Genomic DNA, 23,622 nt, shown 5'->3' with positions numbered 1-23,622 from the left:
TGTGCTCCTCAAGATAGGTAGAAACGTCGGATTCGCCTCGTGGGGCCAATCTCACTATTCGTCGTTGGCGTCGTCGAACGGCCAAAAGGCTGACCAAGATACACAGCGCACCCACCCCGCACAAGACGCCGAAAGTCGGAGCGCAGGGCCTGTCAACCGGTGTTGCGAAGGCCTGCGGCGATCCCCGCCACGCTCACCAGTAACGCCTGTTCCAGAGGGCTTTCTGCGGTCTCGCCAGCCTGTCTGGAACGGGCCAGAAGCTCCATCTGGAGCAGGTGCAACGGGTCAAGGTAGATGTTGCGTACCTCGATGGACTCGCGGGTTTCCGGACTGTGGCCGAGCAGCTCCGACTGATCGGTCAGCGTCAGCACATCCGCGCGCACCTGCGACAATAGGCCGCGCAACTGCGCCCCGAGCGGTCGCAATTCAGTCTCCACCAGGCGCTCGTCATACAGCTCGGCGATGGCGACCTCGGCCTTGGCCAGCACCATCTCCAGCATGTCGATGCGGGTACGGAAGAACGGCCAGCGGTCGCGCATGGTGCGCAGCAGGTCGTCCTCGCCGCGTTCGCCGGCCTGCTCCAGCGCCCGTTCCCAGCCCAGCCAGGCCGGCAGCATCAGCCGGGTCTGTGTCCAGGCGAAAATCCAGGGGATCGCCCGCAGGCTTTCCACGCCGCCGGCGCGCCGCTTGGCCGGGCGGCTGCCCAGGGGCAGGCGACCCAGTTCCTGCTCCGGGGTGGCCTGGCGGAAATAGGCGACGAAGCGCGGGTGCTCGCGGACGATCTCCCGGTAGCCGGCCAGGCCATCCGCCGCCAGCCGGTCCATTTCCTCACGCCAGGCAGGCTCCGGGGTCGGCGGCGGTTGCAAGGTCGCCTCCAGCACCGCGGCCAGGTAGAGCGCCAGGTTCTGCTCGGCGATGGCCGGCAGGCCGAACTTGAAGCGGATCATTTCTCCCTGCTCGGTGGTGCGGAAGCGACCATTCACCGAGCCCGGCGGCTGGGACAGGATGGCCGCATGGGCCGGGCCGCCGCCCCGCCCGACAGTGCCGCCGCGGCCATGGAACAGCAGCAGCTCCACGCCGTGGCGCTTGCAGATCTCCACCAGGGTTTCCTGGGCGCGGTACTGGGCCCAGGCCGCGGCGGTGGTGCCGGCATCCTTGGCCGAGTCGGAGTAGCCGATCATTACCTCCTGAGGCCCGTACAGCCGCTCCCGGTAGCCCGGCAGCGCCAACAGGCCGTCCACCACCGGGCCGGCATTGTCCAGGTCGGTGAGGGTCTCGAACAGCGGCACCACCCGCATGGGCCGGCGCAGCCCGGTCTCCTTGAGCAGCAGTTGTACCGCCAGCACATCGGAAGGCGCGGCGGCCATGGAAATCACATAGGACCCAAGGGACGCGGCCGGCGCCTCGGCGATCACCCGGCAGGTGGCGAGCACCTCGGCGGTTTCCTTGGCAGGGGCGTAGTCCGGCGGCAGCAGTGGCCGGCGATTGTCCAGCTCGGCCGAGAGGAAGCGCACGCGTTCCGCCTCCGGCCAGTCCTCGTAGCGCCCCAGGTCCAGGTACTCGGTGATCTCGCTAAGGGCGGCGCTGTGGCGGCTGGCTTCCTGGCGGATGTCCAGGCGCACCAGGAACAGGCCGAAGGTGGTCGCCCGGCGCAGGCAGTCCAGCAGCGCACCATCGGCCACCACGCCCATGCCGCAGGCATGCAGCGACCGGTGGCAGCACTCCAAGGGCTCGATCAGGTCGCGGTTGTCCAGCAGCACCTCGGGGCCTGGCGGCACCGTGTCGTGCAGGGCGGTCTCGGCCCAGGCGCGGGTGGCCCGCAGGCGGTCCCGGAGCGCCTTGAGCAGGGCCCGGTAGGGTTCGGGGTGCACGCCCACCCGGACCCGCATCTCGTCACTGGCCTGGTGCATGGACAGGTCGGCGGCCAGGCGGTCCACATCCCGCAGGAACAGGTCGGCGGCCATCCAGCGCGCCAGCAGCAGCACCTCGCGGCTGGCCACCGCCGTGACGTTGGGGTTGCCGTCGCGATCGCCGCCCATCCACGAGGCGATGCGCAGCGGCGCGGCATCCAGGGGCAACCGCTGGCCGGTGTGCTGGAACAGCACTGCATCGGCGCGACGCAGCATGTTGGGCACCGCTTCCCAGAGGGAATGCTCGATCACCGCGAAGCCCCACTTGGCTTCGTCCACCGCCGTGGGCCGGCGATGACGGATTTCCTCGGTGTGCCAGGCCTCGGCGATCAGCCGCTGCAGGCGCCGGCGCCCGTCGCCGCGCTCGGCTTCGGTGAGGTCGCGGTGATCGAGGCGACCCAGCGCCTCGGCGATGGCATCGTACTTCTGGATCAGGGTGCGGCGTGCCACCTCGGTGGGGTGGGCAGTGAGCACCAGCTCGACGTCCAGGCGGGCGAACTGGCTGGCCAGTTCCTCGCCACCGAGGCCGGTTTCCCGCAGGCGCCCCAGCAGTTCGCCCAGCACCCGGTTCTCGAAAGGCTCCGCCTCGCCGGGGCGGCGCCGACGGATGTGGTGGTACTGCTCGGCGATGTTGGCCAGGTTGAGGAACTGGTTGAACGCACGGGTGACCGGCAGCAGCTCATCTTCGCCGAGGCCGGCGAGGCTGTCGGTGAGGGCTTGGTGCCCGGCCTCCGAGCCCTGGCGCGCGGCCTTGGCGGCCTTGCGGATGCGCTCGATCTTGTCGAGAAACTCGTCGCCGTATTGCAGGCGCATGGTCTCGCCGAGCAGTTCGCCCAGCAGGTGTACGTCCTCGCGCAGACGTGCGTCGATTTCCCTCATTGGCGGCATCTCCTTGCGGCTCGCTCTGTTGAGAGTCCCCCGGCGCCATGAAGTTACACCGGGAATACAGCCTCCGGCGTTCGCTCCACGCCACAGTCACCGCTGCCTCGGCGTCATCGTGCGAAAACTTTGAACATTTGCAAACGACGGCCGGTCACACCCCATAACACGAGGCCAGCGGCCGGAAAATCCCCCAGTCGCGCCTAAAGACGGCGAAAAATCCACCAAATGAAACGAACATGGTGGATACGGTTCGCCACGGACCTGCAACGGCTTGAGCCGCCAGTGTTTCAGGAAAATCCCCCAATGGAGCCGATACCCATGAAGACCTTCGCCCTGTCCCCCTCCTCGCTTCGTGGCTTCAACGTCACCGCCCTCGCCCTGGGCAGCAGCGTGCTGCTGGCCGGTTGCGCCGGCAACCCACCCACCGAGCAGTTCGCCGTGACCAATACCGTGGTGAAGAGCGCCGTGAGCGCCGGCGCCACCGAGTACGCCCCGGTTGAAATGAAGAGTGCCCAGGACAAGCTGAACCAGGCGGAAATGCAGATGCACGACAAGCACTATGACGAAGCGCGCCGCCTCGCCGAACAGGCCGAGTGGGATGCCCGCGTCGCCGAGCGCAAGGCCCAGGCCGTGAAGGCGGAGAAAGCGGTGCAGGATGCCCAGCAAGGCGTGCAGCAACTGCGTGAGGAAGGTAGCCGGGCCCCGATCATCATCAATAACTGATCCCGCCCGAATTCCACGATATTTCCGAAAAAGGACGATTCCTCATGAATAAGTTCATCGCCATTCCCGTACTGTCCGCTCTCAGCCTGGCCATGGTGGCCTGCGCCTCCAAGCCCAACCCGAACCTGGAACAGGCCCGCAGCAACTACTCGACCTTGCAGAGCCAGCCCCAGGCCAACAGCCTCGCCGCCCTGGAAACCAAGGAAGCCGGCGACATGCTGAACCGCGCCGAGCAGGCCTATCGCGACAAGCAGGACGCCTCCCACGTGGACCAGCTGGCCTACCTGACCAACCAGCGCGTGCAGGTCGCCCAGGAAACCATCCGTCTGCGTACCGCCGAGTCCGACCTGCGTAATGCTGCGTCCCAGCGTACCCAGGCTCAGCTGGATGCGCGCACCCAGCAGATGAACATCCTGAAGAACGAGCTGCAGAACCTGAAGCCGCAGCAGACCGACCGCGGTTCGGTGATCACCCTGGGTGACATGCTGTTCGAGGTGGACCGCGCCGAACTGAAGCGCAGCGGCCTGGCCAACGTGCAGCAATTGGCCACCTTCCTCAACCAGCACCCCGAGCGCCTGGTCGTGGTGGAAGGCTTCACCGACAGCACTGGCACCGTCGAGCACAACCTGCGCCTGTCCCAGGCCCGTGCCGACTCGGTCCGTCGCGCCCTGGTGTCCATGGGTGTCTCGCCGCAGCGCATCACCACCCAGGGCTTCGGCAAGGACTACCCGGTGGCCGACAACGCCACGGCCAGCAACCGCGCCCTCAACCGTCGCGTGGAAGTGACCGTGTCCAACGGTCCGGAGCCGGTGGCTCCGCGCGGCCCGCGCGTCCTGCAATAAGCCGGACACGCAACGAAAAAGCCCCGCCATGGCGGGGCTTTTTCATGGCTGGCGGTTCGTGTCAGGCGGACAGCAGGCGCCGATACAGCGCGGCCATGTCCGCCGAGAACGCCACCAGGGTCGCCCGCTGCAGGGAGCTGCCCTCGGGACGCGGCGCCCTGAGGACGCGAATCGCGATGGCGGCGGCCGCCTCCAGGGGGTAGCCGTAGATGCCGCAACTGATGGCAGGAAAAGCAATGCTGGCCAGACCGTTCTGCTCCGCCAGGGCCAGGCTGTTGTGGTAGCAGGCGTCCAGCAGCGCCGGCTCGCCATGGGTACCGCCCCGCCAGACAGGCCCCACCGTGTGGATGACGTGCCGCGCCAGCAGGCCGAAGCCAGGGGTGATCCGCGCCTCGCCGGTGGGGCACCCACCCAGCGTGCGGCAATGCTCCAGCAAGGCCGGGCCGGCCGCGCGGTGTATGGCGCCGTCCACCCCGCCGCCGCCCAGCAGCGACTCGTTGGCGGCGTTGACGATGGCGTCCACGTCGAGCCGCATGATGTCGCCCTGCTGAACGTCGATCTCCATGGTGCTCACTGCTCCGCTTGCGGGGTTTCCTGGCCGAGGCAGCGCACGGCGCGCTTGCGGTTGTCCACCAGCACGCCGGACAGGCCCTTCTGGGTGGTGTCGAACAGCACCAGCACGCCGTCGATGCACTGGGCGCCCTGGTCGGCCGGTTGCAGGGACAGCTTGGTGTCCTCGCCGGGGATCGACTTGAGCATGGTGAACTCCGCCAGCAGCAGCGCATCCTCCTCCTTGGCGAAGTGCAGGTAGCCGTAGTACCAGAGCACCAGGACGGTGCCGATGATGCTGCAGATGCCGGTGACGATCAGCGGAAGGGGGTTGCGTTCGCTCATTGGGGGCTCTCGGGGTTCGGGACTTCAGCCAGCCGACGCAGGCCGACGAACCCGCGCGGGTCGTCGAGGTAGCGCAGCATCACCTCGCGCCAGACCGGGTCGGCGAAGGTCTGCACATGACCGCCCCGGGTCGGCTGGAACACCCGCGGCGGCGGCGCAGCTTGATACAAGCGCACGCCATTGGAAAGGGGCACGATGTCGTCATCCAGGCTGTGGTAGATCAGCATCGGCAGGCCGGCCAGGCGCGGCATGGCGTCCAGCGCCCGCTCGCCGTCCGGCACCAGCCAGGACAGCGGCACCTGCAACGGCCAGGTCAGCCAGGCCCCGGCCAGGGTGTTGCGCGCCACCTCGCGGTAGCTGGCGGGCACGCCGTCCAGCACCAGGGCATGCAGCGCCTGGCGCCGCGCCGGGTGTTCGGCCAGGTAGTGGATTGCCAGCGCCCCGCCGATGCTCTGCCCCAGCACCACCAGCGGCTTGCCACTCGCCTCGGGCGATTGCCGCAGCCAGTCGAAAGCGGCGTCCAGGTCCTGGTACACCGCCGGCAGGGACGGGCTGCCCTCGGACAGCCCGTAGCCGCGGTAGTCCAGCATCAGGACCTGATAGCCCGCCTCCGGCAGCCAGTAGCTGCCCCCCAGGTGCATCGACAGGTTGCCGCCGTTGCCGTGCAGGTGCAGCACGGTCCCTTTCGGTTCGACGCCCGCCTTGGCCGGCAGCCACCAGCCATGCAGGCGCGTGCCGTCGGTGGCGGTCAGGTAGACGTCGCGGTACATCAGGTGCGCCCGCTGGGGAGTGAACGGCAGGCCCGGCTGGGGGTAGAACAGCAGCGAACTGCAGCCCTGCACGCAGCCCACGGTCACCAATAGCGCCAGCCAGCGGAAACGGCGCACGGCCCGAACGAGGACGGCGGCAGCGACGAGGAAGCGGGGAAACAGCGGCATGGAGTCGGCTCAGAGGATGTTCGCGTAGTCCGCCTCGATGCGGTCCAGGCTCAGGTGATTGAGGAAGTTGGAGAAGCACATCCAGGCGGACAGCGCGTTGAGGTCGCGGAACTGCGGCGGCAGGTACTTCGGCGGCACCACCAGGCCTTCGTCCACCAGTTGGCGCAGGGTGCGCATGTCCTCCAGGGTGGTCTTGCCGCAGAACAGCAGCGGGATCTGCTCCAGCTTGCCCTTGCGCACCGCCAGTTGGATGTAGTTGTAGATCATGATGAAACCCTTCAGGTAGGACAGGTCCTTGGTGAAGGGCAGGCCGTCCGGAGCAGACCCGCGGAATACGCGGCTGGCGTTGCCGTAGGCATCCTCCAGGTTGTAGCCCTGGTCGAGGAAGAACCGGTGCACGTCGAGGAAGTCCGCGCCCTCCTCCGCCATGTGGATGGCCCGGGTGCGGTTGGTCAGCTTGCGCAGGCGCGACGGGTAGGAGGCGAAGGCGATCACCTCCATGAGGATCGCCAGGCCTTCCTGGGTAACGGTGGACGACGGCGGCCCCTTGGAGAGGAAGGTGCAGATGGGCTGGTTGAGGCCGTTGAGGGTGGTCCCCACGTGCACCAGCCCCTCGTGCACCTCCAGGGCGCGCACGTCCCGCTCGTTGAACAGCGCGTCGGCGCGCACCTTGATGTAGTCGGCCCCGGCGGCGGCGTCGGCGACGATGCCGTCGGACTCGAAGACGCGGATCGCCCCCTCCCCCTCGCCGAACACCTGGCCCAGGCGCTCCCGCAGCAGGGCCACGGCATCGCTGGCGTTGAGGGTCTTGGGTTCGTCCTTCAGGTCGCCGCGGCCATCGATGTTGTTCAGGTAGTCGGAGAGCATCAGCCCCAGGTCGGCCAGGGTCGGGTCGCCGGCGTGGAAGGCGTCGGAGGCCGCCCCGTAGAGCTCCTGGGAGATCAGGCCGAAGTCCGCGGTGCCGCGGGCCTCCAGCATGCGGATGACCATGCGGTATTCCTTGCACATGCGCCGCATGATGCCGCCGACCGGGTTGAACTGGCCGAGCTGGCGGGTGATGTCCCGCTCGATGTTCTGGAATTCCAGCTTCTTCGCCACGGGGTCGAAGGCCAGGGGACGGCTCTCGTAGTAGGCGCGGTCCACCGGCGGCAGGCGCCGGCCGCCGCCTTCGAGGAAGGTGCTGCGCACCCCTTCGTCCCACTTCACGGCGTCCAGCACGCGGATCGGCGTCTGCGCCAGGACGATGCGATCGGAGAGATCGCGGATGATCTGGTGATACGGTCGGCTCGTGGTGCTAAGGGTCATCGGTACCTCGTGTTCGGACAGGGACGACGCCACGCTCGCGGGAGCGCTCCGGCCAGGGCCGCCCGAATGCACGTCGAGCCCGGTGAAACGGCCCGTTCTTCAACGGCGCCTCGCCGGGCCCGGGCGGTCTTCGTACAGCCTAGAGCCCCATCACCAGATAAAGGTAGCGCTTGAACACCGCCCGCATGCGATCGAGGTCCGGATTGTCCGCGCCGTCCAGCAGGCCCTGATATTCCATGCGCAGGATGAGGGCGGTCAATATCTGGGCGTCCTGGGCCGGCTCGGCGGAGCCGATGATGCGGAAGAACTGGTCGACGCCGCGGTAGAGGATGCGCCGGTGCGCCTCGGCCAGTTCCCGCAGCGCCGGGTTGAGCAACGCCTCCTGGCGGAAGGCCTGCTCGGCCAGGAGCATCTCGCGGTTCTCCCGGAGCTGGCCGGTGACGTAGCCGATGGCCATTTCCACCATGTTCTCGGCCTGCCGGCGGCGGGAGGCGCGGTCGCCCGAGGCGGCCGCCTCGAACACCTTGAGATCGTCCTCCATGTTCGCCCAGAAGGCGCCGAGCATCTCCGCGCTGCGCTCGACGAACTGGGCGAAGGTGTCGGTGATGAGGTCGTTGATGTCCTTGAAATAATACGTGGTGGCCGACAGCGGCACCGCCGCCTCGGCGGCCACCGCCCGGTGGCGCACGGCCCGCACGCCGTCGCGCACGATGATCCGCATGGCGGCGTCGAGGATCGCCTGGCGGCGCTGCTCGCTGCCCTGGCGGCTGGCTTTACGGCCCTGATACTTCACGCTCTCGGCGACCGCGCCGGCGACCCGCGCCGCGCTCTCGTGATAGGACTTCTCGGTCAAGACACGTACTCCTGGAAACGACGCGCCGATCGGGCGCTGGCCAGGCCCGGGGCGACGATACGGAATGCCGGCGCTCCGGGCGGCCAGCCCCGCGTGGGACCGGTCGCCGCGGACTGCCGCCGCAGGGGCGCTACCCGCGTAGCGCCTCGTCAAAGTGCCATTATCACTGCTTGAACCAAAGATGCGACCTAAACCTGCCGGAACGGTCAGACCGAAGGTCGTATGGCAAGTGCCGGCAGAGCGTGATCCAGCCGACCGGCGCTCCGGTTCCGCGGCGAATGGTCGCAGTGCCAGAAACGACGAGACCGCCTCGAAGGGCGGTCTCGTGGACAGCGTGCCGCGGGGTTACAGCGGGCGCATGTGGGGGAACAGGATGACGTCGCGGATCGACGGCGAATCGGTCAGCAGCATCACCAGGCGGTCGATGCCGATGCCCTCGCCAGCGGTGGGCGGCATGCCGTATTCCAGAGCGGCGACGAAGTCCGCGTCGAAGTGCATGGCCTCGTCGTCGCCAGCGTCCTTGTCGCGGACCTGGGCGTGGAAGCGCTCGGCCTGGTCCTCGGCATCGTTCAGCTCGGAATAGGCGTTGGCGATCTCGCGGCCGCCGATGAACAGCTCGAAGCGGTCGGTGACGCTGGGATCGTCGTCGCTGCGACGGGCCAGGGGCGAGACTTCGAACGGGTAGCGGGTGATGAAGGTGGGCTGCTCCAGCCGGTGCTCCACCAGTTCCTCGAAGATCATGGTCTGCAGCTTGCCCAGGCCCTCGAAGCCCTTCACGTCGGCACCGGCCTTCTTCGCCAGGGCGCGGGCCTTGTCCAGGTCGCGCAGGTCGTCGGCGCTGATCTCCGGGTTGTACTGGAGGATCGAGTCGAACACGGAGAGCCGGGCGAACGGTTCGCCGAAGTGGAACACCTTGTCGCCGTAGGGCACGTCGGTGCTGCCCAGCACGCTCATGGCCAACTCGCGGAACAGTTCCTCGGTGAGGTCCATGTTGTCTTCGTAGTCGGCGTAGGCCTGGTAGAACTCCAGCATGGTGAATTCGGGGTTGTGCCGGGTCGAGACGCCTTCGTTGCGGAAGTTGCGGTTGATCTCGAAGACCTTCTCGAAGCCGCCCACCACCAGCCGCTTGAGGTACAGCTCCGGCGCGATGCGCAGGAACATGGGCATGTCCAGGGCGTTATGGAAGGTCTCGAAGGGCTTGGCCGCGGCGCCGCCGGGAATGGTCTGCAGCATCGGCGTTTCCACTTCGAGGAAGTCCCGCTCGGCGAGGAAACGGCGGATGTGGGCGATCACCTGGGAGCGCACGCGGAAGGTCCGGCGCACCTCGTCGTTGACGATCAGGTCGACGTAGCGCTGGCGGTAGCGCTGCTCGGTGTCGGTGAGGCCGTGGAACTTGTCCGGCAGCGGTCGCAGGGACTTGGTCAGCAACTGCACGCGGTCCATGTGCACGTACAGGTCGCCCTTGCCGGAACGCGCCAGGCTGCCTTCGGCGGCGATGATGTCGCCCAGATCCCAGTGCTTGACCGCTTCCAGGGTCTCGGCCGGCAGGCCCTTGCGGTCCACGTAGAGCTGGATGCGCCCGGTCATGTCCTGGATCACCATGAACGCGCCGCGGTTGAGCATCAGGCGCCCGGCCACCTTGACCTTGATCCCCGCGCCTTCCAGCTCTTCCTTGCTCTTGCCTTCGTAGCGCGTCTGCAGGTCCTGGCAGTAGCTGTCGCGGCGGAAGTCGTTGGGGAAGACGTTCGGCTGGGTGTCGCGCAGCCCGGTGAGCTTTTCCTTGCGCTGGGCGATCAGCTTGTTCTCTTCCTCGTGCAGGGCGTGCTCGTTCAGCGGTTGTTCGCTCATGGTCGTGGATTTCCGTCAGGGGTGCGCGGGAAAGGCACCGGGTTCAAGCGGTGGAACCACGCGCCGCCCGGACAGGCGGTGCGCGGCGAAGGGCGTGGCTAGAGCTCCTGTTTCAGGCTGGCTTCGAGGTATTCGTCCAGGTCGCCGTCCAGCACCTTGTCGCAGTCGCTGCGCTCGACGCCGGTGCGCAGGTCCTTGATGCGGGACTGGTCCAGCACGTAGGAGCGGATCTGGTGACCCCAGCCGATGTCGGACTTGGAGTCCTCCAGGGCCTGGGACGCGGCGTTGCGTTTCTGCATCTCCTGCTCGTACAACTTGGCCCGCAGCATCTTCATGGCGGTGTCCTTGTTGGCGTGCTGGGAGCGCTCGTTCTGGCACGCCACCACGGTGTTGGTAGGCACGTGGGTGATGCGCACCGCGGAGTCGGTGGTGTTCACGTGCTGGCCGCCGGCACCGGAGGAGCGGTAGGTGTCGATGCGCAGGTCCGCCGGGTTGATCTCGATTTCGATGTTGTCGTCGATCTCGGGCGACACGAACACCGCGGTGAACGAGGTGTGGCGGCGGTTGCCGGAGTCGAACGGGCTCTTGCGCACCAGCCGGTGCACGCCGATCTCGGTACGCAGCCAGCCGAAGGCGTACTCGCCCTTGATGTGCACGGTGGCGCCCTTGATGCCGGCGACCTCGCCCTCGGACAGCTCGATGATGGTGGCGTCGAAGCCGTGCTTGTCGGCCCAGCGCAGGTACATGCGCAGCAGCATGTTGCCCCAGTCCTGAGCCTCGGTGCCGCCGGAGCCGGCCTGGATGTCCAGGTAGCAGTTGTTGGCGTCCATCTCGCCGCTGAACATGCGGCGGAATTCCAGCTTCTCGAGGATATCCCGCAGGCGCTCGACCTCGGTGGCGACGTCGTTCACCGCGCCCTCGTCGTTCTCCTCGACGGCCATGTCCAGCAGGTCGCGGGAATCGCTCAGGCCGCCGCTCAGGTCATCGAGGGTCTCGACGATCTGCGCCAGGGACGCGCGTTCGCGGCCGAGGTTCTGGGCGTATTCGGGGTTGTTCCAGACGTTGGGGTCTTCGAGTTCGCGGTTTACTTCGACGAGACGATCATGCTTCTGATCGTAGTCAAAGATACCCCCGAATGGTCTGGGTGCGCTCGGACAGATCCTTGATGGCGTTGAGGATCGGATTGATTTCCATGGTGTCGTCACTCACAGGCTAAACTTCGGAAAAGCCTGCGAGTATACCTAAGTCGGCCTTACCTGGCAGCCCGCCCTGCGGCATACTGGCCGTCTCTTTCGGGCTACAGGGGATGTGCCGATCTGCCTCGCTAGACAAGAGACCGCCCGCCCCCATGCTCTCATCCCACAGCCTACGCACCCGCTTCGCTCTGTTCATCGCGCTGTTGGCCGTCACCCTCTGCACCGTCCTGGGCAGCACCATCTACCACGACTCCAGCACCCGTATCCGCAAAGCGGTGGGCCGGCAGTTGGCGGACCTTTCCTACCAGATGGTCGAGCGCCTGGACCGCGACATGGCCAACCGGGCGCGCATGCTGGATGTGCTGGGCTCCCTGAACGCCCTGCGTGACCCGAAGGACCCGCAGCAGATTCGCGTGCTGCTGGACCGCATGAAGACCCAGTTCAAGTCCGTGGCCTGGACCGGCTACATGGACCCCAGCGGCCAGGTGCTGGCCTCCACCGATGGCCTGTTGCAGGGCGCCAACATCGCCCAGCGGCCGGTCTTCAGCGAGGGGCTCAAAGGTCGCTTCGTCGGCGACGTGCACGAGGCCGTGCTGCTGGCCAAGCTGCTGCCCAACCCCACCGGCGAGGCGATGAAGTTCGTCGACATCAGCCTGCCCATCACCGGCACGGACGAGCGCACCATCGTCGGTGTGCTGGGCACCCACCTGTCCTGGGCCTGGGCCGAGGAAGTGCGCACCTCCCTGATGCTGCCCCAGCAGGACCGCGACGAGGTGGAGTTCTTCGTGCTGGCCAAGGACGGCACGGTCCTGCTCGGCCCGCGGGAGAGCATTGGCCAGGACCTGGACCTGCCGGTGGTGAACAAGCCCACCGACACCGGCTGGGCGGTGCAGGCATGGCCGGACCAGCGCGACTACCTGACCGCCTATGCCCGCAGCCAGGGCAACGGCGACTACCAGGGCCTCGGCTGGGTGGTGGTGGCCCGCCAGCCCCTGGACGTGGCCTATGCACCGGCCTACGAGATGCGCCGGGATACCCTCAAGTGGGGCGCGATCCTGGCCCTGCTCTGCGGCTTCGTCGGCTGGCTGGTGGCGGCGCTCTACACCCGGCCGCTGCGGGACATCGCCCAGGCCGCCGACCGCATCAGCTCCGGGCAGATCGCGGTGATCCCCGAAGTCGGCGGCAGCAGCGAAATTCATTCCCTCAGCCGCTCCATCCGCAACATGGTGGAGAACCTCACCCAGCAGGAGTACCAGCTGGGGGAAATGGAAAGCCTGGCGCACCACGATGCGCTCACCGGCCTGCCGAACCGCAACGCCCTGGGCAAGTACCTGCGCTATGCCCAGCAACGCAATCGGTCGGAGCAGGACTGCCTGGCCCTGCTCTACGTCGACCTGGACGGCTTCAAGCCGGTGAACGACCGCTATGGCCACGCCGCCGGCGACCTGCTGCTCAAGGAGGTGGCCGTGCGCCTGCGCGGGTGCCTGCGGGAAGGCGACCTGGTGGCGCGCCTGGGTGGCGACGAGTTCGTCATGGCGCTGCAGGTGCACCGGGAACATGCCCGCCCCCAGAGCGCCCAGATCGCCTCGCGGGTGCTGAACAGCCTGCGGGAGCCGGTGGTCCTGGCGGAAGGCGTGGTCACGGTCGGCTGCAGCATTGGCGGCGCCCTGTGGCCGCAGGACAGCTTCGAGATGAGCGCGGTGATGGAACTGGCCGACCAGGCCCTGTACCGCGCCAAGGCCGCCGGGCGCAACCGTGCCGAGTTCCACGGCGACTGAACCCTCCTTATATAAGGAAGGGGATCGGTTACTGGCCGGGCGATCCGCCGCCTGTCCCGGCAGAATCGGCCGGGAAGGTTCGACGATGCCATTTCGGCCGACGTTCTTAAGCTCTTTGTCACGGGACTCGCGGCCACGCTTGGCCAGTGCCGCCCACTGGTGACGCAGGCCTCGCCCGTTCGGCCAACTCAGGCCAGCCTATCCTGCCCGCGTCTTCACACCCGCGCGCTTGCCAACTTTTCCCCCACAACGAAAAACGGGCCCTTGCGGGCCCGTTCGTCGATGCCGACTCTGCTTACAGCGCAGCGTTCGGGCAGGTGACGCCGACTTGCTGGAACGCGCTGACCACATCAGCCGAACCGTAGCTGCGGTTCTGGGCGGACTTGATCACACCGCACGCGCCCTGGTTGAAGGTGGAGTTCTCGGTCCAGTAGAAGCGGTTGGCATCCAGGAACACTTCGAAGGCCTTGCGGGTGTTCCAGCCGGTCTTGTGGGCCAGCAGATAGAACGCCTTGTTGTACACGCCGCTGGACAGGTGCACGTCGAGGCCGCTGCGGTACTTCGAGGCATGCTCGATGGAACGGCCGTCGCGGGACGGGGAGTCCATGTAGCGCAGCGCGCCACTGCCCTTGAAGATGTCCGCGCCCACTTGCCAGTCGTTGCGACCGTTACGCATGAAGTACTCGGCTGCCTCGCCGGCCATGTCGGAGAAGGCCTCGTTCATGCCGCCCGACTGGCCGTCGTAGACCAGGCCGGAGTTCTGCTCGGTGAAGCCGTGGCTGATCTCGTGAGCCGTCACGTCCAGCGCCACCAGCGGGTAGAAGCGGCTGGCGCCGTCACCGAAGTTCATGGAGCTGCCGTCCCAGAACGCGTTCTCGTAGTTGCTGCCGTAGTGGACGTGCATGTACAGCTTCTGGCTGATGGGGCGCAGGCCGCCGAACCAGCCCTTGTACATGTTGAACACGACGTTGCCGAAGTAGTGGGCGTCGTTGAGGGGCGAGTAGGCGCCGTTGGTTTGCTTGTAGTCGTTGTACGGGCAGGAGAACTTGAACGGGGTATTGAGCGAGGTGTTCTCGCTGCCGTTCAGGTTGACGGTGATCACGTCACCGCTGTTCATCTTGCAATCCTTGGTCACGATCAGGGGACCGTAGTCGGTGCCGTATACGTAACGACCGGTCTTCTGGTTGCCGCCGGGACCGCTGGCCTCGGCATGGTTCAGGCCTTCCCACTGCTCCAGCACCGAGCCGCTGTTGGCGTCGATGATGAAGAACGGACGGCTCGGCTCGTTGCCGGGAATGAAATAGGACACGACGTAGGCCAGCTGGGCGACATTCTCGCTGTTCAGGCGGACCACCAGGTCGGCCTTGTCGTTCAGGGTGGTGCGGCCCTGGGCCTTCAGGCTTTTGGCCTGACCCAGCACCTGCTCCTTGGACAAGGTGGCCTTGGTACCTGCGACCAGGTCGGCGCCGATGTTGGCGACGTAACGGCCGCTGCGGGACGGCTCGGCCAGGGACTTGGCGTTGCCGCCACCGCTGACTTCGGTGATCGCTTCGCCCCACACGGGCACGCCGTTGTAATACTGCTTGTAGCGGGTGACGAGTTTGTTCCCCACGGCGCCGTAGCGCTGGACTTTCAGATCAGTTGCTCCGGCTCCGAGCTCAGCGCGCAGGTCGGAGGTACCGGCCACGGTGGTGCGCTTGCTGTTGAGTTGGGAAACATCGATCAGGTCGGCCGCGAAAGAAACGGCCGGAAGGGTGAAGGAGGCCAGAACAAAAGCCTTTAGTGCGAAATTCCTCTTCATCGACATGCTTCTCCTGATTATTGGAGCCGGAGGATATCTTCGGCTTCCATTTCCGCCTCCTTTTGGGTTGTGGCGGAATTCCTTAGCCCGGGCTGTTTATCGCGACCTTGCGCAGCCCTGGCCTCATGGAGAGGAATGTATAGACATGCGTTTTTCGACAAGCAAAGCAAATCAACGAGAAAGACACATCCTCGAAACAAAACCAACCGAAAGTTAGGGATGGCAAGCTGGACCGCCCATTACTCTGCCAGCAGCGCCATTCGCCGGCCGGAAACACGCGAGCCAGAGCGGTTTTTCTTGGAGCTTCGGTACGTTTTCTTCAGCGGGGCGCCAGGTGGGTCACCATCAACTGCACGCTTTCCTGGCCGCGGTACTCGTTCAGGTCCAGCCGGTAGGCCATCTCCGCCCAGCGCACCGTCGGGTCCGGCCACAGCTCGCGGTCGACGTTGAAGGCGATGCCGTCCACGGTCAGGCGACCGCACTCGCTCTTGAGCACCAGCTTCAGGTGGCGCTCGCCCACCAGCCGCTGCTGCACCAGCTGGAACACGCCATGGAACAGCGGCTCGGGGAAATGCTGGCCCCAGGGCCCGGCATGCCGCAGGGAACGGGCCAGCTCCAGGTGGAACTCCTCCACCCCCAGCACGCCGTCGGTGAGCAGGCGGCCGTTCAGGTCCCCTTCCACCAGGTGGCGTCTCACCTCCGCATCGAAGGCGGCGGCGAAGGCGCCGAAGTGCTCCAGGGGCAGGGTCAGGCCGGCGGCCATGGCATGGCCGCCGAACTTGCTGATCAGCCCGGGATGGCGGGCGGCCACGGCGTCCAGGGCATCGCGGATGTGGAAGCCCTGCACCGAGCGGGCCGAGCCCTTGAGCACGCCGGGGTCCGCCTCGGCGAAGGCGATGGTGGGCCGGTGGTAGCGATCCTTCAGGCGCGACGCGAGGATGCCGATCACGCCCTGGTGCCAGTCGGCCTCGAACACGCAAAGCCCGAAGGGCAGGCCGTCCACCGGCAGTTCCTTGAGCTGGGCCAGGGCCTCGCGCTGCATACCCTGCTCGATGACCTTGCGGTCCTGGTTCAGCTGGTCCAGTTGCACCGCCATATCCCGCGCCAGGGCTTCGTCCTCGCAAAGCAGGCATTCGATGCCCAGGGCCATGTCGTCCAGCCGGCCGGCGGCATTCAGCCGCGGGCCGAGGATGAACCCGAGGTCGGTGGAGGTGATCCGCTGGGGATCGCGGCCCGCCACGTCCAGCAGCGCCCGCAGGCCCGGCCGGGCGCGGCCGGCGCGGATGCGCGCCAGGCCCTGGTGGACCAGGATGCGGTTGTTGGTGTCCAGGGGCACCACGTCGGCGACGCTGCCCAGGGCCACCAGGTCCAGCAGCTCGGCGAGATTGGGCTCCGCCGTGCCGGTTCGGGTGAACCAGCCGTTCTCCCGCAGCCGCGCCCGCAGCGCCAGCAGCACGTAGAAGATCACCCCGACGCCGGCCATCGCCTTGCTGGGGAAGGTACAGCCGTGCTGGTTGGGGTTGACGATGGCGTCGGCATCGGGCAATTCCGCGCCGGGCAGGTGATGATCGGTGACCAGCACCCGTAACCCCGCGGCCTTGGCCGCGGCCACCCCGTCGACGCTGGAGATGCCGTTGTCCACGGTGACCAGCAACTGCGGCTGCCGCTGCAGGGCCACGGCGACGATTTCCGGGGTCAGGCCGTAGCCGTACTCGAAGCGGTTGGGCACCAGGTAGTCCACCTGGGCCGCGCCCAGCTGGCGCAGACCCAGCACCGCGACGCTGCTGGCCGTGGCACCGTCGGCGTCGAAGTCACCCACCACCAGGATGCGTTCGCGCCGCTCCAGCGCCGAGACCAGCAGGTCCACCGCCGCCTCGATGCCCTTGAGCTGGGCGTAGGGGATCAGCCGCGCCAACCCCTTGTCCAGTTCGGCGGCAGAACGCACCCCGCGGGAGGCGTACAGGCGGGTCAGCAGCGGCGGCAGGTCGCCCAGGTCGGGCAAGGCATCGGGTAACGGGCGGCTTTCGATACGCATCGGTTCGCTCGGGTGAGGCGGAAGGACGGCGACTCAGCGTTCGCCGAGCAGCCACTCCAGCGGAATCTCGTGTTGGCCACGGTCATCGGTGACGAACAACGTACCTTCGCTGATCATTACGCTCCAGTTGATGCTACGGGGCAGGTCCCGGGCCAGTTCACTCAAGGCTTCCTGGGCCACGCCGACCACGCTGAGGTTCTTCAGGGTCTTGACCCCGTCGAGCGCCTTGGCGCTCCAGACCCGCAGGTTGCCATAGGCGACCACGCTGACCCGCTCGGTCCGCCGCGAACACCAGGTCATGCGCTCGGCATCCGGCTGGCCCACCTCGATCCAGTGCAGGACCCGCCCATCCAGGCTCTTTTCCCACAGCGCCGGTTCGTCGACGTCGGACAGGCCGCGGCCGAAGGCCAGCTGTTCGTCGTACCAGAGCGCATAAGCCAGCAGGCGCACGGCCAGACGCTCCTCGGTTTCCGAGGGGTGGCGGGCGACGGTGAAGCGCAGGTTCTCGTACACCCCGCGGTCCAGGTCGGTGAGGTTCAGTTCGACTTTGTAGGGCGTGGCTTGCAGAGCCATGGGCGATTCGGTCCGGGGATCAAAAGGCCGCAAGTCTAGCGCGAAAGCGTGACCGACACGAACGCGCCCGGGCAGCGCCGACGAAGCGGGCGGCGCGACGCTGCCGGGAACGGCGGGCCTTCGGGTACCATGGCGACCCCTTCCCGTCGCGTACCGCCCATGAGCCATTCGGTCACCCCCGTCGGCGTCGTCCGTTCCTGCTTCAAGGAGAAGTTCGCCATTCCCCGCCAGCCGCACCTGGCGCCAGCCGCCCGCGGCGTGCTGGAGCTGCTGCCGCCCTTCGACCAGGCAGGCGCGGTGGACGGCCTGGAGCAGGTCAGCCACGTCTGGCTGCTGTTCCTCTTCCACCAGGCGCTGGAAGACACACCGCGGCTCAAGGTGCGCCCGCCCCGGCTGGGAGGCAATCGCTCGCTGGGGGTGTTCGCGACCCGCTCCACCCATCGCCCCAACGGCATCGGCCAGTCAGTGGTGCGCCTGGAGCGGGTCGAGCCGGGGCGCCTCTGGCTGTCGGGCCTGGACCTGCTGGACGGCACGCCGGTCCTCGACATCAAGCCCTACGTGCCCTACGCCGACCGCGTCGAGGGTGCGGTGAACCGCATCGGCGCCGATGCGCCGCCCGCGATTCCGGTGGAGTGGGACGGACCGGCCCTGGACGCGGCGACGGTCCATGGCCAGCGGCTGGCGGAGCCGCTGGTGGCGCTCGTCGAGCAGTGCCTGGCCCAGGACCCGAAGCCCGCCTATCAGGTCCCGCCCCCGGAACGGCGGTACGGCGTGCGCCTGTGGGACGTGGATGTGCACTGGCATTACCCCGAGCCCGGGCGAATCCGGGTGCTGGACGTGGTACGCGCCTGACGCCCGGCGCCCGGTCAGCGGTCCGGAAACGACGAGGCCCGCTGAAGCGGGCCTCATTGCCAACCGGGCGGGTTACTTCTCGACGAAGGCCCGCTCGATCAGGTAGTCGCCCGGCTCGCCCATGCGCGCGGAGATCTTCAGGCCGAAGCTGTCCAGCACGGCACTGGTCTCGTCCAGCATGCTCGGGCTGCCGCAGATCATCGCGCGGTCGTCCTGCGGGTTGATGGGCGGCAGGCCGATGTCGCTGAACAGCTTGCCGCTGCGCATCAGGTCGGTCAGGCGGCCCTGGTTCTCGAACGGCTCGCGGGTGACGGTGGGGTAATAGATCAGCTTTTCCTTCACCGCGTCGCCGAAGAACTCGTTGTTCGGCAGCTCCTCGGTGATGAAGGTGCGGTAGGCCACTTCGTTCACGTAGCGCACGCCGTGGACCAGGATCACCTTGTCGAAGCGCTCGTAGGTTTCCGGGTCCTGGATCACGCTCATGAACGGCGCGAGGCCGGTGCCGGTGCTCAGCAGGTACAGGTGCTTGCCGGGCAGCAGGTCGCCGAGGATCAGGGTCCCGGTGGGCTTGCGGCTGACGATCAGCTCGTCGCCCACCTTCAGATGCTGCAGGCGCGAGGTCAGCGGGCCGTCCTGCACCTTGATGCTGAAGAACTCCAGGTGTTCTTCGTAGTTGGGACTGGCGATGGAGTAGGCACGCAGCAGCGGACGCCCTTCCGCCTCCAGGCCGATCATGACGAACTGGCCGTTCTCGAAACGCAGCCCGGGGTCGCGGGTGACCCTGAAACTGAACAGGGTGTCGTTCCAGTGGTGAACGCTGAGGACGCGCTCGGTGGCCAGCTTGCTCATGGTGCGGGTACTCCTGAAATGACCGTATACCGGGCAGAATTGCGCGGCATTCTAGTGGCGGTCACAATATCTGTTAAGTGGATTATCAAGATATAGCTAATAGGTTATATAGATATGCGCTTCACCCTACGTCAGCTCCAGGTGTTCGTCGCGGTAGCCCAGCAGGAAAGCGTGTCGCGCGCGGCCGTGTCGCTGTCCCTATCGCAGTCCGCCGCCAGCACCTCCCTCACCGAGCTGGAACGTCAGACCGGTTGCCGGCTGTTCGATCGCGCCGGCAAGCGCCTGAGCCTCAACGCCCTCGGCCGCCAGGTGCTGCCCCAGGCCATGGCGCTGCTTGAGCAGGCCCGGGAGATCGAGGACCTGCTCAGTGGCAAGAGTGGTTTCGGCTCCCTGGCGGTGGGCGCGACCCTGACCATCGGCAACTACCTGGCGACCCTGCTGATCGGCACCTTCATGCAACGCCACCCCGAGTGCAAGGTGAGCCTGCACGTGCAGAACACGGCGAACATTGTCCAGCAGGTGGCCCATTACGACATTGACCTGGGTCTGATCGAAGGCGACTGCCAGCACCCCGACCTGGACGTGCAGCCTTGGGTGGAAGACGAACTGGTGGTGTTCTGCGCGCCGGGTCACCCCCTCGCCCAGCACGGCCGCGCCACCCTGAAGGAGCTGATGGAGGAAGCCTGGATCCTGCGGGAGCTGGGCTCCGGTACCCGCCGCACCTTCGATCGGGCCCTGGGGCGCTACCCCCTCGGCCTCAACGTCCGCCTGGAGCTGGAACACACCGAGGCGATCAAGCGAGCGGTGGAGTCGGGCCTGGGGATCAGCTGCATCTCGCGCCTGGCGCTACGGGACGCCTTCCGCCGCGGCAGCCTGGTGCCCCTGGAGACACCGGAGCTGGACCTGCGCCGGCAGTTCTACTTCATCTGGCACCGGCAGAAATACCAGACCGCAGCCATGCGCGAGTTCCTCGAGGCCTGTCGGGCGCTGACCGCCGGGGTCGAGCGCAGCGACGAGATCGTCCTGCCGAACATTGCCTGACCGGCGACGGGAACGCTCAGCCGAACAGGATGGTGCCCCAGACCGCACCGATCAGCAGCAGGGCCACGAACTGCGCGGCGCTGCCCATGTCCTTGGCGTCCTTGGACAACGGGTGGCGCTCCAGGGAAATCCGATCCACCACCGCCTCGATAGCCGAGTTGAACAGCTCGACGATGAGTGCAAGCAGGCAGACGGCGATCATCAGCGCCCGCTCGCCGCGGGACACCTCGAAGCAGAACGCCAGGGGAATCAGCACCACCGCCAGCAATACCAACTGGCGGAAGGCGGCCTCGCCGCGGTAGGCGGCGCTCAGGCCGTCCAGGGAATAGCCGGTGGCGTTGAGGATGCGTTTGAGTCCGGAATGACCTTTGTAGGGGGACATGACACCTGCACAGGGAAGGGACGCCGGCGCGACCGGTCGTCGTAAGGAAATCAGGCGGACGCGGCCGGGATCGACTCCAGCTGCTGCAGCATCAGCGCCGCCTGGGTCCGGGTACGCACGCCGAGCTTGCGGAAGATGGCCGTGACATGGGCCTTCACGGTCGCCTCGGAGACGCTCAACTCATACGCGATCTGCTTATTCAGCAGGCCCTCGCAGACCATGGTCAGCACCCGGAACTGCTGCGGCGTCAGGCTCGACAGGCCGGCGCTGGCGGCCCGTGCCTCGGCGGATACCACCGCCTCGCTGCGAGCCTGGGGCGGCCACCAGACGTCTCCGTCCAGCACTGCGCGCACCGCCGCCTGAATGACTTCCAGGGAACTGGACTTGGGGATGAAACCGCTGGCGCCGAATTCCCGGGAGCGGGCGACCACCGCCATTTCCTCCTGGGCGGACACCATCACCACCGGGATCTGCGGGTACTGCCCGCGTAGCAGCACCAGGCCGGAGAAGCCGTAAGCGCCGGGCATGTTCAGGTCCAGCAGGACCAGGTCCCAGGCGGCATTCTCTTCCAGGCGCTGTTCCAGTTCGGCGATGCTGGCGGCTTCCACCAGGCGTGCCTCGGGCCCCAGGCCGAGACTCAGCGCCTGTTGCAAGGCGCTGCGGAACAGCGGGTGGTCGTCGGCGATGAGGATTTCGTAGGCGGCCATGAGCGATGTCCTTGTTCTTCTTGGGGCCTTGGCGGCGCCCAGCATGCCGAGCCCGGCCGGGGTGGTCAAGCGCACGGCTTTGCGGCAAAGTTTCGGCTTTTTGCCCTCCGAGGACCGCCCATGCGAACCCAGGCCCTGCGTGCCGACCTGCTGATGCTGATCACTGCCGCCATCTGGGGCTCGGCCTTCGTTGCACAACGCCTGGGGATGGATGCCATCGGCCCCTTCCTCTATACCGGCCTGCGCTTCAGCCTGGCGACCCTGGTGCTGCTGCCGCTGATCCTGTACCGCAAGGCCGGCGAGCCCGCCGCCCCCGTGCACCGGGGCCTGCTGACCGGCGGCGTGCTGATGGGGCTGGCCCTGTCCCTGGGCATCAACCTGCAGCAGGTGGGCCTGCTGTTCACCAGCGTGACCAACTCCGGGTTCATCACCGGGCTCTACGTGATCGTGGTGCCACTGCTGGGCCTGGTCATCGGCCATCGTGCCGGCCTCGGTATCTGGCTGGGTGCGATGCTGGCGGTGGTCGGCATGTTCCTGCTCAGCGTCGGCGAAAACTTTCAGGTGGCGTCCGGCGACTGGCTACAGCTGGCGGGCGCTTTCGTCTGGGGCGTTCACGTGCTGCTGGTCGGGTTTTACGCCAGCCGGTACGACCCGCTGCGCCTGGCCCTGCTGCAATTCGCCACCTGCGCGGTGGTCAGCCTGACCCTGGCGCTGTGCCTGGAGCCCTTCCACCTCGACGCGATCCTCTCCGCCGCCCCGGCCATCCTCTATGGCGGGCTGTTCGGCGTGGCCATCGGCTTCACCTTGCAAGTGATCGCCCAGAAGCATGCCATCGCCTCCCACGCAGCCATCATCCTGTCCCTGGAGGCGGTATTCGCCGCCATCGCCGGCGCAGTGATGCTCAGCGAGTCCTTGCACCTGCGCGGCTACTTCGGTTGCGCCCTGATGTTCGGCGGCATGCTGGTGGCGCAGCTGTGGCCGCAGAAGGCAGCGCGCCCGGCTTGACGGTCATCGCCCTTTGCAAGCGGCTGAAGGCGCACAACCCGCTTGCCGCAAGAAGATCGCTGGCGAAATAGAGGCAACACGGCGAGGGCTGTGCTTACGCCAGCAGCGGCGTCCCGAACTGCTTTATCGAACGCAGACGCATCTCGTGTACACCCACGCAGTCGAAGACCGATTCCGAGCGGTATTGGCGGTGCGGGTCGCCAGCGTCCACTCGAACGCCTCACCTTTGATCGTGAGGCGTCGATGAACGTCCGGTAATGGCCATTGGGCCGGGCTCTCCTGGTTCAGACAAGGCCACTGCCAGGCACGCTTCGCGCCGATCCCCGGCGTCAGAGAAAGGCCCGCAGTGCCCGGTGCGCCGGGCTCTCCTCGTCCAGGGGCAGCGCGTGCTTGGCACCCAGGTAGCGTTCGGTGAAGACGTCCAGGTAGCGGCCCAGGGCGTCCGACGCCAGGGTGTCGCCGGCCAGTTCCAGGCACAGTGCGGCGACCTCGGCGGTACACAGGTGCTCGTCGCGGGTCGAGCGACGCAGGCGGTAGCGGGACAGCTGCTCCGGCTGCAGGCTGAGCACCGGGAAAGCCTCCAGGTACGGGCTCTTGCGGAACATCTTGCGCGCTTCGCTCCAGGTGGCATCCAGGAGGATGAACAGGGGCCGCTTGCCCGGAGCGGGCAGCAGGTGATCCACCACCAGGCGCTCGGGCGCGACGTATTCGCCGGGGAACACGACGTAGGGTTGCCATCGGGGGTCGGCCAGCAGCACCGGTAGCGCGGGGTCCACCTCGGTGCGCGCCCAGCCGAAGGCGGCGGTTTCCTCCACCACGTCGGCGATGAGCCAACCGGTGTTGGTGGGCTTCATGGGCTCGGCGTCGTACATCAGCAGGCACATCCCGGCCTCGGTGGGTACGCGCGGCGTCCACTGGCACAGGCAATAGCCCGGCTGCAGGCGGCAGCGTTCGCAGCGGGGCGCCCGGGAGCCGCGGGCGACGAACGGGCGGGTCGCACGCGCCAGCCGTGCCGCCCGCAACCGGGCCACGGCATGGCTCATGGGGCGGCCCGCCGTGAGGGACGCTCGGGAGCGGGCAGGAGCAACGGGCGCGACAGGTACACGGCGGCTATCCGGGAAAAAGGCGCGGCAGTCTACCAGAAGGTCTCGACGTCACTTTCGACAGCGCGGTCATTCGCGCGAGAATGCCGGTCTTGCCGCCCGCGG

At 67.2% G+C, this 23,622-nt stretch carries 21 protein-coding genes; 6 read left to right on the top strand and 15 right to left on the bottom strand.

All coding sequences use genetic code 11. From position 1 onward, the window contains the following. Window positions 1-152 precede the first annotated feature (152 nt). Complete coding sequence (gene ppc, locus FM069_RS07260) at window positions 153-2,789, bottom strand: phosphoenolpyruvate carboxylase (RefSeq protein WP_143487625.1); 2,637 nt, start codon at window positions 2,787-2,789, stop codon at window positions 153-155. A 306-nt stretch (window positions 2,790-3,095) separates the two neighbouring features. Here ppc and FM069_RS07255 point away from each other — a divergent pair, with 306 nt between their 5' ends. Together FM069_RS07255 and FM069_RS07250 are read left to right on the top strand one after the other, a co-directional pair. Beyond that, window positions 3,096-3,515, top strand: a complete 420-nt coding sequence (locus tag FM069_RS07255; RefSeq protein ID WP_143487624.1) for a DUF4398 domain-containing protein — start codon at window positions 3,096-3,098, stop codon at window positions 3,513-3,515. Between the two features lie 44 nt (window positions 3,516-3,559). After that, window positions 3,560-4,357 carry an OmpA family protein gene (locus FM069_RS07250; RefSeq protein WP_143487623.1) on the top strand — a complete coding sequence of 266 codons (798 nt, stop codon included), beginning with the start codon at window positions 3,560-3,562 and terminating at the stop codon, window positions 4,355-4,357. A gap of 61 nt (window positions 4,358-4,418) precedes the next feature. Here FM069_RS07250 and FM069_RS07245 read toward each other — a convergent pair whose 3' ends face one another. From FM069_RS07245 to prfB, 7 genes are all read right to left on the bottom strand, one after another. Beyond that, the gene (locus tag FM069_RS07245; RefSeq protein WP_143487622.1) at window positions 4,419-4,922 is read right to left on the bottom strand and encodes an O-acetyl-ADP-ribose deacetylase; all 504 of its coding nucleotides are present in this window, start codon (window positions 4,920-4,922) and stop codon (window positions 4,419-4,421) included. Between the two features lie 5 nt (window positions 4,923-4,927). Continuing rightward, the gene (locus tag FM069_RS07240) at window positions 4,928-5,251 is read right to left on the bottom strand and encodes a hypothetical protein (RefSeq protein WP_143487621.1); all 324 of its coding nucleotides are present in this window, start codon (window positions 5,249-5,251) and stop codon (window positions 4,928-4,930) included. Then, window positions 5,248-6,189 carry an alpha/beta hydrolase gene (locus tag FM069_RS07235; protein WP_143487620.1) on the bottom strand — a complete coding sequence of 314 codons (942 nt, stop codon included), beginning with the start codon at window positions 6,187-6,189 and terminating at the stop codon, window positions 5,248-5,250. The genes FM069_RS07240 and FM069_RS07235 overlap by 4 nt, the downstream gene beginning before the upstream one ends. A gap of 9 nt (window positions 6,190-6,198) precedes the next feature. Continuing rightward, complete coding sequence (locus tag FM069_RS07230) at window positions 6,199-7,494, bottom strand: flavohemoglobin expression-modulating QEGLA motif protein (protein WP_143487619.1); 1,296 nt, start codon at window positions 7,492-7,494, stop codon at window positions 6,199-6,201. A 139-nt stretch (window positions 7,495-7,633) separates the two neighbouring features. Then, on the bottom strand, window positions 7,634-8,347 hold the full coding sequence (locus FM069_RS07225; protein WP_143487618.1) for a TetR/AcrR family transcriptional regulator: 714 nt from the start codon (window positions 8,345-8,347) through the stop codon (window positions 7,634-7,636). 345 nt (window positions 8,348-8,692) lie between these two features. Next, the gene (lysS, locus tag FM069_RS07220) at window positions 8,693-10,195 is read right to left on the bottom strand and encodes a lysine--tRNA ligase (RefSeq protein ID WP_143487617.1); all 1,503 of its coding nucleotides are present in this window, start codon (window positions 10,193-10,195) and stop codon (window positions 8,693-8,695) included. A 98-nt stretch (window positions 10,196-10,293) separates the two neighbouring features. Further along, window positions 10,294-11,389 (bottom strand): peptide chain release factor 2 gene (prfB, locus tag FM069_RS07215; protein WP_143487616.1). Its coding sequence is split into 2 segments (ribosomal slippage): window positions 10,294-11,316 and window positions 11,318-11,389, totalling 1,095 coding nucleotides; the frame shifts between segments, so codons are not numbered across the junction. A gap of 154 nt (window positions 11,390-11,543) precedes the next feature. On the opposite strand from prfB, the gene FM069_RS07210 reads away from it, so the two are divergent. Next, the gene (locus tag FM069_RS07210) at window positions 11,544-13,169 is read left to right on the top strand and encodes a diguanylate cyclase domain-containing protein (protein WP_143487615.1); all 1,626 of its coding nucleotides are present in this window, start codon (window positions 11,544-11,546) and stop codon (window positions 13,167-13,169) included. Between the two features lie 295 nt (window positions 13,170-13,464). On the opposite strand, the gene FM069_RS07205 is transcribed toward FM069_RS07210, so the two are convergent. The 3 genes from FM069_RS07205 to FM069_RS07195 all read right to left on the bottom strand — a co-directional run bounded on the left by FM069_RS07205 (window position 13,465) and on the right by FM069_RS07195 (window position 17,578). After that, the gene (locus FM069_RS07205) at window positions 13,465-14,970 is read right to left on the bottom strand and encodes a M4 family metallopeptidase (protein WP_143487614.1); all 1,506 of its coding nucleotides are present in this window, start codon (window positions 14,968-14,970) and stop codon (window positions 13,465-13,467) included. Between the two features lie 319 nt (window positions 14,971-15,289). After that, a complete protein-coding gene (gene recJ, locus FM069_RS07200) occupies window positions 15,290-17,005 on the bottom strand; it encodes a single-stranded-DNA-specific exonuclease RecJ (protein WP_143487613.1) in 1,716 nt (571 codons plus the stop codon). A 33-nt stretch (window positions 17,006-17,038) separates the two neighbouring features. Next, complete coding sequence (locus FM069_RS07195) at window positions 17,039-17,578, bottom strand: YaeQ family protein (protein ID WP_143487612.1); 540 nt, start codon at window positions 17,576-17,578, stop codon at window positions 17,039-17,041. Window positions 17,579-17,737: 159 nt separating this feature from the next. Here FM069_RS07195 and tsaA point away from each other — a divergent pair, with 159 nt between their 5' ends. Beyond that, window positions 17,738-18,430, top strand: a complete 693-nt coding sequence (gene tsaA / locus FM069_RS07190) for a tRNA (N6-threonylcarbamoyladenosine(37)-N6)-methyltransferase TrmO (protein ID WP_143487611.1) — start codon at window positions 17,738-17,740, stop codon at window positions 18,428-18,430. 72 nt (window positions 18,431-18,502) lie between these two features. Here the strand turns inward: tsaA and fpr are convergent, their stop codons facing one another. Next, window positions 18,503-19,279: a ferredoxin-NADP reductase gene (fpr, locus tag FM069_RS07185; RefSeq protein WP_143487610.1), complete on the bottom strand. Its 777-nt coding sequence runs from the start codon at window positions 19,277-19,279 to the stop codon at window positions 18,503-18,505. 114 nt (window positions 19,280-19,393) lie between these two features. On the opposite strand from fpr, the gene FM069_RS07180 reads away from it, so the two are divergent. Continuing rightward, window positions 19,394-20,320: a LysR family transcriptional regulator gene (locus FM069_RS07180; protein WP_143487609.1), complete on the top strand. Its 927-nt coding sequence runs from the start codon at window positions 19,394-19,396 to the stop codon at window positions 20,318-20,320. Window positions 20,321-20,336: 16 nt separating this feature from the next. Here the strand turns inward: FM069_RS07180 and FM069_RS07175 are convergent, their stop codons facing one another. Beyond that, entirely contained in the window at window positions 20,337-20,702 is a 366-nt protein-coding gene (locus tag FM069_RS07175) for a diacylglycerol kinase (protein ID WP_143487608.1), read from the bottom strand. Between the two features lie 50 nt (window positions 20,703-20,752). After that, window positions 20,753-21,409, bottom strand: a complete 657-nt coding sequence (gene erdR, locus FM069_RS07170; RefSeq protein WP_143487607.1) for a response regulator transcription factor ErdR — start codon at window positions 21,407-21,409, stop codon at window positions 20,753-20,755. 120 nt (window positions 21,410-21,529) lie between these two features. On the opposite strand from erdR, the gene FM069_RS07165 reads away from it, so the two are divergent. After that, window positions 21,530-22,414, top strand: coding sequence for a DMT family transporter (locus FM069_RS07165; protein WP_143487606.1), 885 nt, complete (start codon window positions 21,530-21,532; stop codon window positions 22,412-22,414). A gap of 329 nt (window positions 22,415-22,743) precedes the next feature. Here FM069_RS07165 and FM069_RS07160 read toward each other — a convergent pair whose 3' ends face one another. Continuing rightward, window positions 22,744-23,457 (bottom strand): tRNA-uridine aminocarboxypropyltransferase, encoded by a 714-nt coding sequence (locus FM069_RS07160; protein WP_143487605.1) that lies wholly within the window; start codon window positions 23,455-23,457, stop codon window positions 22,744-22,746. Window positions 23,458-23,622: the final 165 nt, after the last annotated feature.

Source organism: Pseudomonas mangiferae, from assembly GCF_007109405.1.
GTDB classification, from domain to species: domain Bacteria; phylum Pseudomonadota; class Gammaproteobacteria; order Pseudomonadales; family Pseudomonadaceae; genus Pseudomonas_T; species Pseudomonas_T mangiferae.
This window is presented reverse-complemented; position numbering and strand designations above follow the sequence as displayed.

Coding starts and splice junctions, on each gene's coding strand:
- ppc (WP_143487625.1), bottom strand. CDS start 2,789: ATGAGGGAAATCGACGCACGTCTGCGCGAGGACGTACACCTGCTGGGC.
- FM069_RS07255 (WP_143487624.1), top strand. CDS start 3,096: ATGGAGCCGATACCCATGAAGACCTTCGCCCTGTCCCCCTCCTCGCTT.
- FM069_RS07250 (WP_143487623.1), top strand. CDS start 3,560: ATGAATAAGTTCATCGCCATTCCCGTACTGTCCGCTCTCAGCCTGGCC.
- FM069_RS07245 (WP_143487622.1), bottom strand. CDS start 4,922: ATGGAGATCGACGTTCAGCAGGGCGACATCATGCGGCTCGACGTGGAC.
- FM069_RS07240 (WP_143487621.1), bottom strand. CDS start 5,251: ATGAGCGAACGCAACCCCCTTCCGCTGATCGTCACCGGCATCTGCAGC.
- FM069_RS07235 (WP_143487620.1), bottom strand. CDS start 6,189: ATGCCGCTGTTTCCCCGCTTCCTCGTCGCTGCCGCCGTCCTCGTTCGG.
- FM069_RS07230 (WP_143487619.1), bottom strand. CDS start 7,494: ATGACCCTTAGCACCACGAGCCGACCGTATCACCAGATCATCCGCGAT.
- lysS (WP_143487617.1), bottom strand. CDS start 10,195: ATGAGCGAACAACCGCTGAACGAGCACGCCCTGCACGAGGAAGAGAAC.
- FM069_RS07210 (WP_143487615.1), top strand. CDS start 11,544: ATGCTCTCATCCCACAGCCTACGCACCCGCTTCGCTCTGTTCATCGCG.
- FM069_RS07205 (WP_143487614.1), bottom strand. CDS start 14,970: ATGAAGAGGAATTTCGCACTAAAGGCTTTTGTTCTGGCCTCCTTCACC.
- recJ (WP_143487613.1), bottom strand. CDS start 17,005: ATGCGTATCGAAAGCCGCCCGTTACCCGATGCCTTGCCCGACCTGGGC.
- FM069_RS07195 (WP_143487612.1), bottom strand. CDS start 17,578: ATGGCTCTGCAAGCCACGCCCTACAAAGTCGAACTGAACCTCACCGAC.
- tsaA (WP_143487611.1), top strand. CDS start 17,738: ATGAGCCATTCGGTCACCCCCGTCGGCGTCGTCCGTTCCTGCTTCAAG.
- fpr (WP_143487610.1), bottom strand. CDS start 19,279: ATGAGCAAGCTGGCCACCGAGCGCGTCCTCAGCGTTCACCACTGGAAC.
- FM069_RS07180 (WP_143487609.1), top strand. CDS start 19,394: ATGCGCTTCACCCTACGTCAGCTCCAGGTGTTCGTCGCGGTAGCCCAG.
- FM069_RS07175 (WP_143487608.1), bottom strand. CDS start 20,702: ATGTCCCCCTACAAAGGTCATTCCGGACTCAAACGCATCCTCAACGCC.
- erdR (WP_143487607.1), bottom strand. CDS start 21,409: ATGGCCGCCTACGAAATCCTCATCGCCGACGACCACCCGCTGTTCCGC.
- FM069_RS07165 (WP_143487606.1), top strand. CDS start 21,530: ATGCGAACCCAGGCCCTGCGTGCCGACCTGCTGATGCTGATCACTGCC.
- FM069_RS07160 (WP_143487605.1), bottom strand. CDS start 23,457: ATGAGCCATGCCGTGGCCCGGTTGCGGGCGGCACGGCTGGCGCGTGCG.